Consider the following 16,787-nt stretch of genomic DNA (forward strand, 5'->3'; position numbering starts at 1 on the left):
CGACCGGAGCGGACGCCACGGACACCGGCGCGCGTCGCAGCCCGTGGCGTCGCCATCGGCGAAGGCCGACCCCGGCCCTGACCCGCGACCGTCGACGCCGGCCTGCGGACGTCCACGCCCGCCCGCGACCGGGCGGTCGGGCGGTCAGTCGCCGGTCTTCTTGTAGACGATGTAGTCCAGGTTCGAGGTGTAGAGCGCACCGGTGACGAGCTCGCCGGTCCTGGTGATGAACCAGGCGTAGCGGTTCTCGCTGGTGCGCACGCACACCTTGGCCCCCGGTACCAGGCTGCCGACGACGACCTGGCTGACCCAGCGCGACTCCGGCACCGCCGTGCAGGCGGCCAGCGACGGCGTGTCGTTGGTGAGCAGGACCGCGAACTTGGCGCCGTTGGCGGCCGTGATGCCGATCGCGCCCGCGGTGGCGTCGGCGCCGGCGACCTGCTTGGTGCCGCTGTCGAAGTCGAACGCGTCGTCGGCCTGACCGGCCAGGATCACGAACTGGGCGGTGCCGGCGCGCAGGATGCCGGTGCTCGGCGGGGCCGCGGGCACCGTGGTGGCGCTGGAGCCGGGCGCGGCCGACGTGGCACTGCCGGCCGAGGCGCTGGGGGCGGTGCTGCCGACGGTACCGCTGCCGGCTCCAACTCCTCCGGCCGAGCCGCTCGCGGTGCCGCTCGGGTCCGCGGTCGGGCCCGTGGTGGTGGTCGCGCCGGCATCCGGTACCAACTGCGCAGGGTCTGAAGCAACAGCGGCGTCGGTCTGGTCGTTCGCCGTGTTCTGACGGGTCGCCAGCACCCCACCGACGGCCGCGACGATGAGCACGAGCAGGCCGATGACGAGCAGCCCGATCCGCCCCTTACGCGAAGGTTGCGCGGGCGGCTCCGGCTCCTGGTCCACGGGCGGCTCGACCGGTGGCTCCTGCGGAGGCGCGGGCGGCTCCTCCTCCTTGGGCGCGGCCGGTTGGCGCGGCACGATCGCGTAGGCCGACGTGGGCCAGCCCGAACCGCCGTCCAGCGGCGAGTCGGACATCCAGCCGCGGCGGCTCTTGGGCCGCGGTGGAGACCCGTTGACCTGGTCCTGGCCGTTGTCCGTCGGTCGATCCTGCCGTGGGGGGTGTCCCGGCTCCATGCAGCGCGTCCTTCTGGTCCTGGCAGATGTGCAGTTGCCCGGCAGAGTATCGCTGACCGCCCACGGCCCGCGCCACGGCGGAACGGCCGGTCTACCGCGCCAGCATCTGCGCGACCGCGTTCGCGCCGGCGGCCGTGTACCACCCGCTGATCACCAGCATGCCCAGCACGGCCGCGGCGACCAGGAACGCCCAGCCGTCGGTCGGTGCGGCCAAGGGCCGGCGAATGCGGCGGTGGCGCGGACGGCGCTCGGGCCGGCGACCGGAAGGAGCCGTATCGCTACGCTCCGGCATGAAGCCTGCCCAGTCCCGGCGCGCCAACCCCGGTTGGCCCAGGCTGTGTCGCCCCACTGTCATGATCTTCCCCCGTGATCTTCGCTTGAGTCGGAAGGTATCTTGACAAACCTCGCGATCCGTGCAGACCACGCCGTGCCAACCCCGGCCGTGCGCCACGATTCACCTTCAGGTGTGATTGCGGCATGAAGATGGTGGGGCTCACGGGCGGTATCGGCGCCGGCAAGAGCGCGGTGGCGCAGCGGCTGGCGGCCCTCGGCGCGGTGGTCATCGACGCCGACCGGCTGGCCCGCGAGGTCGTCGAGCCGGGCACCGAGGGTCTGGCCAGGATCGTCGAGACGTTCGGCCCCGGCGTCCTGGACCCGTCCGGCGCGCTCGACCGGGCCGCCCTCGCGAAGATCGTCTTCGCCAACGACGACGCCCGCCGGCGCCTGGAGGAGATCACGCATCCGCTGGTCCGGGCGCGGACGGCGGAGCTGATCGAGGCGGCGCCACCCGGCTCGATCATCGTCAACGACGTGCCCCTCATTGTCGAGAAGGGCATGTCTCGGTTGTACTCCCTGGTGCTGATCGTCTTCGCCGCGCTGGACACGCGCCTGGACCGGCTGACCCGGCTCCGGGGCATGTCGCGGGACGAGGCCCTGGCCCGCATCAACGCCCAGGCCACCGACGAGCAGCGGCGGGCCGTGGCCGACATCGCGATCACCAACGACGGCACGCCCGAGGACCTCGACCGCGAGGTCGCCCGAGCCTGGGAACGGATCGTCGCGTCGTAGGCCCGGCGGCCATGGTTCAGGGCGCTCGCGGCGGCCGGTCGCGTGTAGCGCGATCCCGCCTCGGTGCGCTCGCCGGCCGTGACGGGCCGGGGCTGCAACCGGGCGCCGGGAGGACCCACGTGATGGGCGGGCCGGCTCTCCGGTCGGCCGCCGCGAGCGGCCTACGGCTCCACAGTAGGCCGGTGATGTTCCGCACACAATCGCCATGTTGAATACGGCCGACCACCCAGGGCGAGGACCCAGAAAGTGTCATACCCCCCGCGTACGGTTGTGGCATGGCGCTCGACATCCCACGCTTGGATCGCCGTTTCGAGGTGATCAGCGAGTACAAACCCTCCGGTGACCAGCCCGCGGCGATCGACGCACTCGCCAAGCGGGTGCGGGGCGGCGACCGGCATACGGTGCTGCTCGGCGCGACCGGCACCGGCAAGAGCGCGACCACGGCCTGGCTCGTGGAGCGGCTGCAGCGCCCGACGCTGGTGCTCGCCCACAACAAGACCCTGGCCGCGCAGCTGGCCAAGGAGTTCCGCGATCTCATGCCGAACAACGCGGTCGAGTATTTCGTGAGCTACTACGACTACTACCAGCCTGAGGCCTACATCCCGCAGACCGACACCTACATCGAGAAGGACTCGTCGGTCAACGAGGAGGTCGAGCGGCTCCGGCACTCGGCCACGATGAGCCTGCTGACCCGGCGCGACGTGATCGTGGTCGCGACCGTGTCGGCGATCTACGGGCTCGGCACGCCGGAGGAGTACCTCGACCGGGCGGCGAAGGTCACGGTCGGCGAGGAGGTGGACCGGGACAAGCTCCTGCGGCGGCTGGTCGATATTCAGTACACGCGCAATGACATGGCGTTCAACCGCGGCACCTTCCGCGTCCGGGGCGACACGCTGGAGATCATCCCGGCCTATGAAGAGCTCGCGATCCGGGTCGAGTTCTTCGGCGACGAGATCGAGCGCCTCTCCTACCTGCACCCGCTCACCGGCGACGAGATCCGGCAGACCGACTCGCTGCTGATCTTCCCCGCGACGCACTACGCGGCCGGGCCGGAGCGCATGGAGCGGGCGATCGGGCAGATCGAGGCGGAGCTCGAGGAGCGTCTGGCCGAGCTCGACCGGGAGGGCAAGCTCCTGGAGGCGCAGCGGCTGCGGATGCGCACGACCTACGACGTCGAGATGATGCGGCAGGTCGGCTTCTGCAACGGCATCGAAAACTACTCCCGCCACATCGACGGCCGCGAGGCCGGCAGCCCGCCGCACTGCCTGATCGACTACTTCCCGGACGACTTCCTCACCGTCATCGACGAGTCGCACGCCACGGTGCCGCAGATCGGCGGCATGTATGAGGGCGACGCCTCGCGGAAGCGGACCCTCGTCGAGCACGGGTTCCGGCTGCCCAGCGCGCAGGACAACCGGCCGCTGCGGTTCGACGAGTTCGAGGAGCGGGTCGGCCAGACGGTCTACCTGTCGGCGACCCCGGGCCCGTGGGAGCTTGGCAAGACCCAGGGCGAGTTCGTCGAGCAGGTGATCCGCCCGACCGGCCTGATCGACCCCGAGGTGGTGCTCAAGCCGACCAAGGGCCAGATCGACGACCTCATGCACGAGATCAAGCTGCGGACCGAGCGCGACGAGCGGGTCCTGGTCACGACGCTGACCAAGAAGATGGCCGAGGACCTCACCGACTACCTGCTGGAGCACGGCATCCGGGTGCGCTACCTGCACTCGGAGGTCGACACCCTGCGCCGGGTCGAGCTCCTGCGCGAGCTGCGGCGCGGCGAGTTCGACGTGCTCGTCGGCATCAACCTGCTGCGCGAGGGCCTCGACCTGCCGGAGGTGAGCCTGGTCGCGATCCTCGACGCCGACAAGGAGGGCTTCCTGCGTTCGGGCACGAGCCTCATCCAGACCATCGGCCGCGCGGCCCGCAACGTCTCCGGCCAGGTCCACATGTATGCCGACAAGATGACCCCGTCGATGGCCCTCGCCATCGACGAGACCAACCGCCGCCGCGAGAAGCAGCAGGCCTACAACAAGGCCAACGGCATCGACCCGCAGCCGCTGCGCAAGAAGCTCGGCGACATCCTCGACGACATCTACCGCGAGGCCGACGACACCGCCGGCGTCGTGTCCGGCCACGGCCCGGGCGGCGCGGTGGTCATCGGCGGCGGCCGCCAGATGAGCCGCGGCAAGTCCCCGGAAAACACGCGCGCCAAGCAGAAGGGCGGCGGCACAAAGGGCGCCGTCGGCACGTCCACGGTCCCAGCCCGGGCCGGCATGGCCCGCGCCGAGCTGGCCACGCTCATCCAGGACCTGAACGAGCAGATGCTTGGCGCCGCCCGCGAGCTCCAGTTCGAGCTGGCCGCCCGGCTGCGCGACGAGGTCTCGGAGCTGAAGAAGGAGCTACGGGCGATGGACGTTGCCGGGGTGAAGTAGTCCATCTGTTGCCACGTCAGGAGCTCAGGTGCTGGGGGCCGAGGGCGGGGGGAATGTGTGTCTCTTTCCCTTTGGCCTTCGGCCAATCCTTGCGCCTCGGAGATGTTGGTTGTGGGTTGGGCATGTGAGAGCCCTACCGCGCACGGCGGGTGAGGTTGGCTTGGCGTTGCGCCTGTGAGAGCCCTACCGCGCACGGCGGGAGGTGTTGGCTCGTGGTTGGTGGCGGGGAGAGCCTTTGGCTTCGCACCTAACCACCAACGAAGCCCCTCGAACACCACCACCAACGAAGCCCCTCGAACACCACCACCAACGACGCCCCTCAAACACCACCACCAACGACGCCCCTCAAACACCACCACCAACGAAGCCCCTCAAACACCACCACCAACGACGCCCCTCAAACACCACCACCAACGAAGCCCCTCAAACACCACCACCAACGACGCCCCTTGAAAAGTCGGGCGCTTCGCGCCGCGACTTTTCGGACATATCACGATATCCGTGTCGTTGACGGTTTCCGGCTTGCAGGAGCTGCGTTCGGTACAGGACGCGCGGGAAGGCCCCGGTTCCCATGTGGGAGCCGGGGCCTTCTTGGTGCTGCAGTTACCTCGCTGCGCTGGTCAGCTCTTGCCGCCGGCCAGCTTCTCGCGCAGAGCGGCGAGGGCCTCGTCGGTGGCCAGGGTGCCGGCCGGCTCCTCGGGCGCGCGGGTCGCCGTCGGGGTGGAGGAGGTGACGGCGCCGCCGCCTGCGGGGGCGGCTGCGGCCGGCTCGGCGGTCGCGTCGGCCTGGCGGGCGGTCTGCACCTGCTTGGTGTGGGCCTCCCAGCGCTGGCGGGCCTCAGCGTACTGCTGCTCCCACGCCTCGCGCTGCTTCTCGAAGCCGGACATCCACTCGGCGGTCTCCGGGTCGAAGCCCTCCGGGTAGATGTAGTTGCCCTGCTCGTCGTAGGTGGCCGACATGCCGTAGAGGGTCGGGTCGAAGTGCTCCTCGCCCTCGACGAAGCCCTCGTTGGCCTGCTTGAGCGACAGCGAGATCCGGCGACGCTCGAGGTCGATGTCGATGACCTTGACCATGACGTCCGAGCCGACCTGGACGACCTGCTCGGGGATCTCGACGTGGCGCTCGGCCAGCTCGGAGATGTGCACCAGGCCCTCGATGCCGTCGTCGACGCGGACGAACGCGCCGAACGGGACGAGCTTCGTGACCTTGCCCGGCACGATCTGCTGGATCGCGTGGGTCCGGGCGAACTGGCGCCACGGGTCCTCCTGCGTCGCCTTCAGCGACAGGGAGACGCGCTCACGGTCCAGGTCGACGTCGAGAACCTCGACCTCGACCTCCTGGCCGACCTCAACCACCTCGGACGGGTGATCGATGTGCTTCCAGGACAGCTCGGACACGTGCACCAGGCCGTCGACACCACCGAGGTCGACGAACGCACCGAAGTTGACGATCGAGGACACAACGCCCTTGCGGACCTGGCCCTTCTGCAGCTTGTGGAGGAACTCGGTCCGGACCTCGGACTGGGTCTGCTCCAGGTATGCCCGGCGCGACAGAACCACGTTGTTGCGGTTCTTGTCCAGCTCGATGATCTTCGCCTCGAGCTCGCGGCCGACATACGGCTGCAGGTCGCGCACGCGGCGCATCTCGACCAGGGAGGCCGGCAGGAAGCCGCGGAGGCCGATGTCGAGGATGAGACCACCCTTGACGACCTCGATGACGGAGCCGCGGACGACGCCGTCGTCCTCCTTGATCTTCTCGATCGTGCCCCAAGCCCGCTCGTACTGGGCGCGCTTCTTCGACAGGATCAGACGGCCTTCCTTGTCCTCCTTCTGGAGAACAAGGGCCTCGATGTGGTCACCGACCGACACGACCTCAGCAGGGTCGACATCATGCTTGATCGACAGCTCGCGCGAGGGGATGACACCCTCGGTCTTGTAGCCGATGTCGAGCAGGACCTCGTCCCGATCGACCTTGACGACGGTGCCTTCGACGATGTCGCCGTCATTGAAGTACTTGATGGTCTCGTCGATCGCGGCGAGGAACGCCTCTTCGCTGCCGATGTCGTCGACGGTGACCTTGTTGCTGCTGGCGCTCGAGGTGGCCTCGATGCTGCTCGTCATGTGGGCTGTTGCTCCGGTCGGTGGATTGGCCTGTGTGAACCTGCGCGCTCCCGCGGACCCGTCGTCGGGCACAACCCGCCTGTCGCAGTGCAGAATCAATGCATTGGATGCTCAGGATGTGTTCGGCGACCGTGAGCCTGCTCCATGCCGAGGCCGCACAAACCCACGAGTGCACCGATTAGCCTACCCTGCGCCATACCACATGGTCCAACCCTCCCCCAGACCCGATCTGCCGACTTTCGCGGGCCTACCGTTGCTCCCCATGGAATCGTCACCTGACGCAGGCGTCACACGACGCGCCGTGAGCCCGGCCGAGAGCCGCCGGGCGAGCCGGCACTGGTGGGACGCCGACGCGGACGACTACCAGGCGGAACACGGCTCCTTCCTGGGCGACGCGGACTTCGTCTGGTGCCCCGAGGGCCTGCGCGAGGCCGACGCCCACCTGCTCGGCGACGTGGCCGGCCGCCGGGTCCTGGAGATCGGCTGCGGCGCCGCCTCCTGCTCCCGGTGGCTGAAATCCCAGGGCGCGACCGTCGTGGCGGCCGACCTCTCGGCCGGCATGCTCCGCCACGCCCGCGCCGGCTCCACCCGTTCGGGTGTAGAGATCCCTCTCCTGCAGGCCGACGCCAGCGCGCTCCCGTTCCCGGAGGCCGCGTTCGACATCGTCTGCACAGCCTTCGGCGCCATCCCGTTCGTGGCCGATTCCGCAAGAGTCATGCGCGAGGTGTACCGCGTGCTCCGACCCGGCGGCACCTGGGCGTTCTCCATCACCCACCCGATGCGTTGGGTCTTCCTGGACGATCCGGGCGAGGGCGGCCTGGTGGCGGTCCACTCCTACTTCGACCGCCGGGCATACGTCGAACAAGACGAACAAAGCGTCCCGACCTACGTAGAGCAGCACCGAACCCTGGGCGACCGAATCCGCGAGCTCGTCGACGCCGGCTTCGTCCTGAACAACGTGGTCGAACCAGAATGGCCAGAGGGCCACAAAGACACTTGGGGCCAGTGGAGCCCGCTGCGGGGAAAGATCTTCCCAGGCACAGCAATCTTCGTATCCACAAAACCGCAATAAGAAACCATGCCAATACGGTAATACGAACGTGAGACCCCCAGCGCCACCAATATCATGAAATGTCCGAAAAGTCGTGGCGCGAAGCGCCCGACTTTTCGAGCAACACGCCAAGCGCCCGACTTTTCGAGCAACACGCCACGAGAGTTCGGCCGCGGACAGCGAGAGAGCAGAGCGAAAGCTCAACAACGAAGACAACAAGAGCTCGGCAGCGGACGGCAAGAGCTCGGCAAACCGACGGCGCCAGCTCAGCCGACCGAAGTAGGAGAGCCGCGGAGCAGCAGAGGCTTGAAGGCTCTCCCAGGTCCAACGCCCAGCCGACATCTCCTGCCGCGAAGGATGGCCGAAGGCCGAGGGAAAGACACACATTCCCCCGGCTCCAAAGCACTCAGCGGCAAACCGCAAACCCAAGAGCTAGTGATCCGCGGCGTTCCAGTCGGAGCCGACCCCCACCGACACGCCCAGCGGCACATCGAGCGGATACGCCCCGCCCATCTGCTCGCGGACGAGGGCCTCCAGCGGCTCCCGCTCCCCCGGCGCCACCTCGAACACCAGCTCGTCGTGGACCTGCAGCAGCATCCGCGACCCGAGGCCCGAGGACCGCAACGCCCCGTCGACCCGCAGCATCGCCACCTTGATGATGTCGGCGGCGGAGCCTTGGATCGGGGCGTTGAGGGCCATCCGCTCGGCCATCTCGCGGCGCTGGCGGTTGTCGCTGTTGAGGTCCGGCAGGTAGCGGCGGCGGCCGAGGACGGTCTCGGTGTAGCCGTCGCGGCGGGCCTGGGCGACGATTTCGCGGAGGTAGTCGCGGACGCCGCCGAACGTCGCGAAATACTCCTCCATGAGGACCGTGGCGTCGGCGGGGGTGATGCCGAGCTGGTTGCCGAGGCCGTAGGAGGACAGGCCGTAGGCGAGGCCGTAGTTCATCGCCTTGATCTTGCGGCGCTGGTCGGGGACGACCTCGTCGATCGGGACGTTGAAGACCGAGGACGCGGTGGCGGCGTGGAAGTCGAAGCCGGAGTTGAACGCCTCGATCAGGGCGGCGTCCTTGGACAGGTGGGCCATGATGCGCATTTCGATCTGGCTGTAGTCCGCGGTCAGCAGCGTCTCGTAGCCCGCGCCGACGATGAAGGCGCGGCGGATGCGGCGGCCCTCCTCGGTGCGGATCGGGATGTTCTGCAGGTTGGGGTCGGTGCTGGACAGGCGGCCGGTGGCGGCGACGGTCTGGTAGTAGGTCGTGTGGATGCGGCCGTCGTCGCTGATGGACTTGAGCAGGCCGTCGACGGTGGTCTTGAGCTTGGCGACGTCGCGGTGGCGCAGGAGGTGCTCCAGGAGCGGGTGCTCGGTCTGCGCGTAGAGGCTCTGGAGGGCGTCGGCGTCGGTCGTGTAGCCGGTCTTGATCTTCTTGGTCTTGGGCAGGCTCAGCTCGTTGAAGAGGATCTCCTGGAGCTGCTTCGGTGAGCCGAGGTTGAACTCGCGGCCGATCACCTCATAGGCGGCCTGGGCGGCGCTCTTGACGCCGCTGGCGAACTGGGACTCCAGCTCGCTGAGGTATTCCGTGTCGGCCGCGATGCCGGCCCGCTCCATCTCGGCCAGGACGCCGACGAGCGGCAGCTCGACCTCGGCCAGGAGGCGGAACGACGAGTCGCCGTCGCGCGTGAGCTCCTCGCCGATGGCGTCGGCCAGGTCGAGCGTGGCCCGGGCCCGCAGCATGAGGTTTTCCTCGGCCTCGCTGGTGTCCTCGCCGAGGCCGTCGAGCGTCAGCTGGCCGCTGTCGGAGACGGGCGCGTCGACGCGCAGCTCCCGCTTGAGGTAGCGCAGGGCCAGGTCGTCGAGGTTGTAGGTGCGCTGGTCGGGGCGGGCGAGGTAGGCCTCGAGGGCGGTGTCGCTCACGATCCCGCCCAGGGACGTCCAGCCCCGGGCCTGGAAGGCCAGCCGGGCCGGCTTCACGTCGTGCAGGACCTTGGGCCGGTCCTCCGCGGTCAGCCAGGCGGCGACCGCGGCGTCGTCGGCCGCGTCGAGCCCGGCCGGGTCGAACCAGGCCGCGGGGCCGTCGGCGACGGCGACGGCCAGGCCGGTGAGCGTGCCGGTGCCGCGGCCGAACTTGCCGGCGACGGCGACTCCGGTGCGGGTGCCGGCCGGGGCGTGCCGGTCGAGCCAGGCGCCGACGCCGCCGCGCAGCACCTCGCCGTTGAGGTCGAAGCCGGACTCGGCCTCGGGCTCGACCGCGTCCAGGTACTGATACAGCCGGTCCCGCAGCACCCGGAACTCCAGCGAGTCGAAGATCTGGTGCACCGCCTCGCGGTCCCAGCCCTTCCAGCGCAGATCGTCCGGCCGGACCTCGAGCTCCAGATCGTCGCGGAGCATGTTGAGGTCGTAGTTGCGCATGACCTCGGCCAGGTGGGCCCGCACGTTCTCGCCGGCCTTGCCCTTGATCTCGTCGACCCGGGCGATGATCCCGCTGAGCCCGCCGAACTGCACGATCCACTTGGCCGCGGTCTTGTCGCCGACGCCGGGGACGCCGGACAGGTTGTCACTGTCCTCGCCGACCAGTGCGGCCTTGTCGCGATACTGCGACGGCGGGATGCCGTACTTCTCCTCGACCTTGGCCGGCGTCATGCGGTCCATCTCGGTGACGCCGCGCTTCAGATAGAGCACCGTGACGAGGTCGTTGACCAGCTGGAACGCGTCGCGGTCACCGGTGATGATCGAGGTCGGCAGCCCGGCCTCGACGGCCTGCCGGGCCAGCGTGGCGATCACGTCGTCGGCCTCGAAGCCGGCCTTCTCCACGAACGGGATCCGCAGCGCGTTGAGGACTTCCTTGATCAATGGCACCTGACCGGCGAACTCCGGGCGGGTCGCGGAGCGGTTGGCCTTGTACTCCGCGTACTTCTCCAGCCGGAACGTGTTGCGGGACACGTCGAACGCCACCCCGATGTGGGTGGGCTGCTCGTCCCGGAGCATGTTGATCAGCATCGACGTGAAGCCGAAGACGGCGTTGGTCACCTGGCCCGTCGCCGTCGAGAAGTTCTCGGCCGGGAGGGCGAAGAACGCCCGGTAGGCGAGCGAGTGCCCGTCGAGGAGCAGCAGCCTGGAGTCAGTCGAACCCGTCACACCAGCAACCCTAGACCGAGGGTACGACAAAAAATCCGCCGGGCCTTTCAGCCGTTTTGTCCGATTCACCCGCCCGACACCCGTTGTGACGCCGGCGCTGCCAAAAAGTTGTCACAATGCGAATCGAGTTGCGGTTGCGAACAAGAAGATTACGACTGCGCAACTTCCTGCGGCGTGTTGGGCCGAAGGCCTAGTGCCGCGCGGGCACTGTCATTAGGTTGTGCCGTTATCAGCGTCTTGGCATCTAGGCGCAACCACGCCTACCGCGCTGTTAAAAAGGAGACAGGTGATGATCCGCCCCAACCTCGGATGGCGCTCAGTCGCCGTGCTGAGCGCCGCCGCCCTGGCGCTCAGTGCGTGTGGCGATGACAAGGCCGACAGCCCCACGACGGCGGCCACCAGCGGCGGCGCCGCTGCCGCGGCCGGCGACGGCGTTCTCAAGATCGGCACCATCCTGCCGCAGACCGGCTCGCTGGCCTTCCTCGGCCCGCCGGAGTTCGCCGGTGTCGACGTGGCGATCAAGGAGATCAACGACAACGGTGGTGTGCTCGGCAAGCCGGCTCAGATCCAGGAGCTGGACTCGGGCGACACCTCCACGGACATCGCCACCCAGTCGGTGAACAAGCTGCTCACGGACAAGACGGACGTCATCATCGGCGCCGCCTCCTCGTCCGTCTCGCTCTCCGTCATCGACAAGATCACGGGCGCCGGGGTCGTGCAGATCTCGCCCGCGAACACCTCGACGGCGTTCACGACCTACAACGACAAGGGTCTGTACTTCCGCACCGCCCCGCCGGACACGCTGCAGGGCCGCGTGCTGGGCGACCTGATCGTCCAGGACGGCAACGCGAACGTCGGCATGCTGGTCCTCAACGACTCCTACGGCACCGGCCTCGCCGAGAACGCCAAGAAGGAGATCGAGAGCGGCGGCGGCAAGGTCGTCGCGTCGGTGACCTACGACCCGAAGGCCGCGGACTTCAGCGGTGAGGTCGGTCAGATCAAGACGGCCAACCCGGACGCGATCGCCATCATCGGCTTCGACGAGACCAAGAAGATCGTCCCGAAGCTGGTCGAGGCGGGCCTGAAGAACAAGAAGTGGTACTTCGTCGACGGCAACATCGCCGACTACTCGAAGGACTTCCCGGCCGGCACGCTCAACGGCTTCAAGGGCACCCAGCCCGGCGCCGAGACCAAGGCCGACTTCAAGCAGCGCCTGCTGGGCGTCAACAAGGACCTCAAGGACTTCAACTACGCGGTTGAGTCCTACGACGCGGTGATCCTCGCGGCCCTGGCCGCCGAAGAGGCCGGCAGCGACAACCCGGCCGAGATCGCCAAGCACCTCACCACCGTCTCCAAGGGCGGCGAGAAGTGCACCGCCTACAAGCAGTGCCTGGACCTGATCAAGGCCAAGAAGGACATCGACTACGACGGCCTCTCCGGCCCGATCTCCTTCAACGACGCCGGTGACCCGGCCGAGGCCACCATCGGTGTCTACACCTACGGCCCGGACAACAAGCTCCTGCCGACGGTGAAGTACCAGGCCGGCAAGATCTGAGCCTGACGGCCCTGTAGAGGCCCCCCGCCGCACTCAGCGGCGGGGGGCTTTTGCATAGAACCCATAGACGGAACAATGACGTTCCGCTCGCGGAACAATAAGCGGCTTATCCAAGATCACCACCGCGAACAATACGCAAGACCCACCGTGTAAAAAGCAAAAGAAATCCCGCGTCCCCCAAGCCGGGGAACGCGGGAGTTCATTTCGAACGGGTCAGGCGCGGGCCAGCGTCCCGAGGTACAGCTCGATCACCCGCGGGTCGTTGATGAGCCCCTCGCCCGAGGCGGTGTAGGCGTTGCGGCCCTGGTCGAGCACGTAGCCACGGTCGCAGATCTGCAGGCACCGGCGCGCGTTCTGCTCGACCATCACGACCGTCACGCCGGTCGAGTTGATCTGCTTGGTCCGGAAGAACACCTCGTCCTGCAGCGCCGGCGACAGGCCGGCCGACGGCTCGTCCAGCAGCAGGACCGTGGGCTCCATCATCAGCGCCCGGGCCATGGCCACCATCTGCCGCTCGCCGCCCGACATCAGGCCAGCCCGCTGCTTGCGCCGCTCGGCCAGGGTCGGGAAGAGCTGCGTGACGAAGTCGAAGCGCTCCTTGTACTTCTTGGGCCGCAGGAAGGTACCCATCTGGAGGTTCTCTTCGATCGTCAGCGCGGCGAAGACGTTGTTCGTCTGCGGCACGAAGCCGATGCCCCGCTCGACCAGCGAGTTGGCCTTCAGGTTGGTGATCTTCTCGCCGCGCAGCGTCACCTCGCCGGAGCGGATGTTGACCAGCCCGAACATGGCCTTGAGCAGCGTCGACTTGCCGGCGCCGTTGGGGCCGATGATGCCGACCAGCTCGCCGTCGTGCACGTAGAGGTCGGCGCCGTTGAGGATGTTCACCCCGGGCAGGTAACCCGCGGTGACGTCGTCGGCCCGCAGTACCGCACCCTCGGCTTTTTGCACATGCTCGGTGCGGTCGACGATCTCGTTGCTGACCGGCGCCGCGGCCTCGTCCTCGTCAAAACCTGCAGTCACGGCTTGTCCTTCCCATCTTCGCGCTCGAGCTCGTCGACGGCCCCGACCAGGGTCACCCCGTCGCCCTCGGACAGCTCACCGGCGTCGATCTCCTCGCCGCCGACGGTCTTGACCGCGCCGTCGTGATGGGCGCCCAGGTAGGCGTCGATCACGCGGGGGTCGGCCATGACCTTGTCCGGGGTGCCCTCGGCGATCACGCCGCCCTGCCCCATGACGATGATCCAGTCGCTGATGTCGTGGACCATGTCCATGTCGTGCTCGACGAACAGCACCGTCATGCCGTCCTCGCGCAGCTGCTTGACGTGGCCGAGCAGCGACTGCGTCAGGGCCGGGTTCACGCCGGCCATGGGCTCGTCGAGCATGACCATGTCGGGCTGCACCATGAGAGCCCGGGCCATCTCGAGCAGCTTGCGCTGGCCGCCGGAGAGGCTGCCGGCGAAGTCGTCGCGCTTGGCGATGAGCTTGAAGCGGGTGAGCAGATCCTCCGCGCGGGCGGTGATCTCGGCTTCCTGCTGCTTGTAGAGGCCCGGGATCAGGGCGTTCCAGAAGCTCTCGCCCTTCTGCCCGGTGGCGCCCAGCCGCATGTTGTCGATGACCTTGAGCTTCGACAGGGCCTTCGTGAGCTGGAAGGTGCGGACCATCCCGGAGCGGGCGACCTTGTGAGCCGGTACCCCCGAAAGGCTTTTGCCGTTGAACGTCCAGGTCCCCTCGTCCGGCGCGTCGAAGCCGGTGAGGAGGTTGAAGAAGGTCGTCTTGCCGGCCCCGTTGGGGCCGATCAGCGCGGTGATCGAGCCGCGCTGGACCTCGACGTGCTTGACGTCGACGGCGGTGAGGCCGCCGAAGCGGCGCACCACGTTGTCGGCGATGAGGATCGGGTCCGGCTTCGGCACGCCCGGCTCGCACTCGACGCCGGCGAGTGCCGCCGTCGCGCGCTCCTTGGCCGTGCCGGTCGCCTGGATGGACTCAGCGGGCATCGAGCATGACCTCCCTCTTGTCGCCGAAGATGCCTTGTGGGCGGAAGATCAGCAGCAGGATCAGGCCGACGCCGACCAGGATGTAGCGCACCGAACCGGCCTGGTTGACGCTGATCAGCCAGCTCGGGATGAGCTTGTCGCCGATCGCCTCGTTGAGGGCCGCGTCGATGAAGACGAGCAGCACCCAGAAGATCGACGCGCCGACGACGGGGCCGAAGACCCGGGCCGCACCACCGAGGATGACGATGGTGTAGGCGAAGAAGGTGAACTCGGTGCCGTAGGTGTCCGGCTGCACGGCCGCCCGGTCCAGGGCGTAGACGAAGCCGCCGAGCGAGCCGATGACACCGCCGAGGACCAGCGCCTGCATCTTGTAGGAGAAGACGTTCTTGCCGAGGCTGCGCACGGCGTCCTCGTCCTCGCGGATGGCCTTGAGCACCCGGCCCCACGGGCTCTTCATGAGCAGCCACACGACCAGGCAGCTGATCGCGATCAGGGCCCAGCCGACGATCAGGATCCACGTCTCCTTGTCACTGAACGTGATCAGGCCGCCGATGTCGATGCCGCCGCTGCCCTGGAAGGGGTTGAGGTTGTAGAACGTGTCGGAGAAGTTCTGCAGGCCGTCCGAGGCGCCGGTCCACTTGTGCAGGCCGGTGGCCCGGTAGAGGAGCCGGATGATCTCGGCCGCGGCGATGGTGACGATGGCCAGGTAGTCGGCCCGCAGCCGCAGCGTCGGGATGCCGAGCAGCAGCGCGAGGAGGACCGCCCCGGCCAGGCCGATCGCGATGCCGAGCCAGAATGGCAGGCCGAACGTGGCGACCGTGATCGCGATGCCGTACGCGCCAACGCCCAGGAACGCCGACTGCCCGAAGTTGAGCAGACCAGTGTAGCCGAAGTGGACGTTGAGGCCGATCGCGGCGAGTGCGTAGGCTACCGTCGATGAAGCAATGATCGCTTCCAGCGAGACGCTGAAAATACTGTGCCAGTTCAACGCGTCCCCCTCAGCCGATCCGCGACCGGCGGCCCAGGATGCCCTGGGGCCGGAAGAGCAGGATCACGATCAGTACCGCAAGTGCGCCGACGGTCTTGAGCTCCGACGGAATCCACAACGTCGACAGTTGCACGAACATGCCGATGACGAGGCTGCCCACCAGGGCGCCCCAGGCCGTACCGAAGCCACCGAGGGTGACCGCGGCGAAGATCAGCAGCAGGATCTGGAAGCCCATCTGCCAGCCGACGCCCTGGTAGACCCCCAGGAGCACGCCGGACAGCGCCGCCAGGCCGCCGCCGATCGTCCAGACCAGCCGGATGATGCGGTCGACGTTGATGCCGGAGGCCGCGGCCAGGGCCGGGTTGTCGGCGACCGCGCGGGTCGCCTTGCCCAGGCGGGTGCCGAGCAGCGCCCACGAGACGGCGACGATGGCCACGACCGCGATCAGGTCGGCCACGAGGTTCTTGGGCGCGATCGTGAAGGGGCCGAAGCGCTCGCCGGGCTGGGCGTTGAACTCGGCGAAGGAGCGGGTCTCGCCGCCGAAGAAGTACAGCAGGACGTAGCGCAGCGCCAGCGACAGGCCGATCGAGATGATCATCGTGGTGACCATGTTGGTGCGGCGCTTGCGCAGCCAGCCCCAGAAGGCCCGGTCCTGGAGATAGCCGAACGCGGCGCCGATCGCGACCGCGATCAGACCGGACCAGACCAGCGGCACCCCGAGGGTCACGTTGAAGAGGAAGGCCATCAGCGCGCCGAAGGTGACCAGCTCGCCGTGGGCGAAGTTGGTGAGGCCGGTGGTGCCGAAGATCAGCGAGATGCCGAGCGCGGCCAGCGCGATGATGAGCGCGAAGTGAATGCCGGAGTAGAACAGGTCGGCGTACCGGTCGAAGCTCGACGGCTTCGCGGGCGCACCCGGCTGGTTGGCCGCACCGCCCGCCGGTCCGAGCGGGAACAGCACATTGCGGGCCTGCCCGTCGGCGACGCTCGGGGTCAGGCTCGGCCGGTTGTTCGTCAGAACGACGCCGGAGGGAAGGCTGGACACATCCAGGTCGACCCGATAGTCGCCGGGCCCGGTGACCGGGATACTCCACTTGCCATCGGCGTCTGATGTTGCGGTGCCCGCGGGCGCGCCGTCCTGGGTGAACGCGTTGATCTTGACTCCGGCGACGGGCTTGTCGCCGTTCTTCAACGTTCCCTGCAGCGCTTCCCCCTCGGCCCAGGCGCTTGTGGCGCCAATGCCGAAGGAGAGCATCACGCAGGCCAGGAAGGCCGTGAGCATGATCACGGCTCTACGCAATGGTGCTCCTCGAATCAACGGTTAC

Annotated in this window: 12 protein-coding genes; 4 read left to right on the forward strand and 8 right to left on the reverse strand. The window is 68.2% G+C overall.

The features are described from left to right. Nucleotides 1–144: 144 nt before the first annotated feature. Entirely contained in the window at nt 145–1,125 is a 981-nt protein-coding gene (locus ACIA8L_RS35195) for a hypothetical protein (protein WP_395911270.1), read from the reverse strand. A 91-nt stretch (nt 1,126–1,216) separates the two neighbouring features. After that, on the reverse strand, nt 1,217–1,339 hold the full coding sequence (locus tag ACIA8L_RS35200) for a hypothetical protein (RefSeq protein ID WP_395911273.1): 123 nt from the start codon (nt 1,337–1,339) through the stop codon (nt 1,217–1,219). A 263-nt stretch (nt 1,340–1,602) separates the two neighbouring features. On the opposite strand from ACIA8L_RS35200, the gene coaE reads away from it, so the two are divergent. Both coaE and uvrB read left to right on the forward strand, forming a co-directional pair. Beyond that, nucleotides 1,603–2,193: a dephospho-CoA kinase gene (coaE, locus tag ACIA8L_RS35205; RefSeq protein WP_395911274.1), complete on the forward strand. Its 591-nt coding sequence runs from the start codon at nt 1,603–1,605 to the stop codon at nt 2,191–2,193. A gap of 275 nt (nt 2,194–2,468) precedes the next feature. Further along, nucleotides 2,469–4,625 (forward strand): excinuclease ABC subunit UvrB, encoded by a 2,157-nt coding sequence (uvrB, locus tag ACIA8L_RS35210; RefSeq protein ID WP_395911275.1) that lies wholly within the window; start codon nt 2,469–2,471, stop codon nt 4,623–4,625. 620 nt (nt 4,626–5,245) lie between these two features. Here uvrB and rpsA read toward each other — a convergent pair. Further along, a complete protein-coding gene (gene rpsA, locus ACIA8L_RS35215) occupies nt 5,246–6,844 on the reverse strand; it encodes a 30S ribosomal protein S1 (protein WP_395911277.1) in 1,599 nt (532 codons plus the stop codon). Nucleotides 6,845–7,007: 163 nt separating this feature from the next. Here rpsA and ACIA8L_RS35220 point away from each other — a divergent pair, with 163 nt between their 5' ends. After that, nucleotides 7,008–7,817 (forward strand): class I SAM-dependent methyltransferase, encoded by an 810-nt coding sequence (locus tag ACIA8L_RS35220; protein ID WP_395911279.1) that lies wholly within the window; start codon nt 7,008–7,010, stop codon nt 7,815–7,817. A gap of 411 nt (nt 7,818–8,228) precedes the next feature. Here ACIA8L_RS35220 and polA read toward each other — a convergent pair whose 3' ends face one another. Next, complete coding sequence (gene polA, locus ACIA8L_RS35225; RefSeq protein WP_395911282.1) at nt 8,229–10,928, reverse strand: DNA polymerase I; 2,700 nt, start codon at nt 10,926–10,928, stop codon at nt 8,229–8,231. Nucleotides 10,929–11,217: 289 nt separating this feature from the next. Between polA and ACIA8L_RS35230 the strand changes: the two genes are divergently transcribed. Next, nucleotides 11,218–12,483 carry an ABC transporter substrate-binding protein gene (locus tag ACIA8L_RS35230; protein ID WP_395911285.1) on the forward strand — a complete coding sequence of 422 codons (1,266 nt, stop codon included), beginning with the start codon at nt 11,218–11,220 and terminating at the stop codon, nt 12,481–12,483. Between the two features lie 213 nt (nt 12,484–12,696). Here the strand turns inward: ACIA8L_RS35230 and ACIA8L_RS35235 are convergent, their stop codons facing one another. The 4 genes from ACIA8L_RS35235 to ACIA8L_RS35250 are packed head-to-tail and all read right to left on the reverse strand — an operon-like array spanning nt 12,697 to nt 16,762. Further along, complete coding sequence (locus ACIA8L_RS35235; RefSeq protein WP_395911287.1) at nt 12,697–13,503, reverse strand: ABC transporter ATP-binding protein; 807 nt, start codon at nt 13,501–13,503, stop codon at nt 12,697–12,699. Continuing rightward, entirely contained in the window at nt 13,500–14,477 is a 978-nt protein-coding gene (locus ACIA8L_RS35240) for an ABC transporter ATP-binding protein (RefSeq protein WP_395911289.1), read from the reverse strand. The genes ACIA8L_RS35235 and ACIA8L_RS35240 overlap by 4 nt, the downstream gene beginning before the upstream one ends. Beyond that, entirely contained in the window at nt 14,467–15,465 is a 999-nt protein-coding gene (locus ACIA8L_RS35245; protein ID WP_395911291.1) for a branched-chain amino acid ABC transporter permease, read from the reverse strand. The genes ACIA8L_RS35240 and ACIA8L_RS35245 overlap by 11 nt, the downstream gene beginning before the upstream one ends. A gap of 10 nt (nt 15,466–15,475) precedes the next feature. Further along, entirely contained in the window at nt 15,476–16,762 is a 1,287-nt protein-coding gene (locus tag ACIA8L_RS35250; protein WP_395911293.1) for a branched-chain amino acid ABC transporter permease, read from the reverse strand. Nucleotides 16,763–16,787 lie beyond the last annotated feature (25 nt).

It is taken from the genome of Dactylosporangium sp. NPDC051541 (assembly GCF_044454505.1).
In the GTDB taxonomy this organism is placed as follows: Bacteria; Actinomycetota; Actinomycetes; order Mycobacteriales; family Micromonosporaceae; genus Dactylosporangium.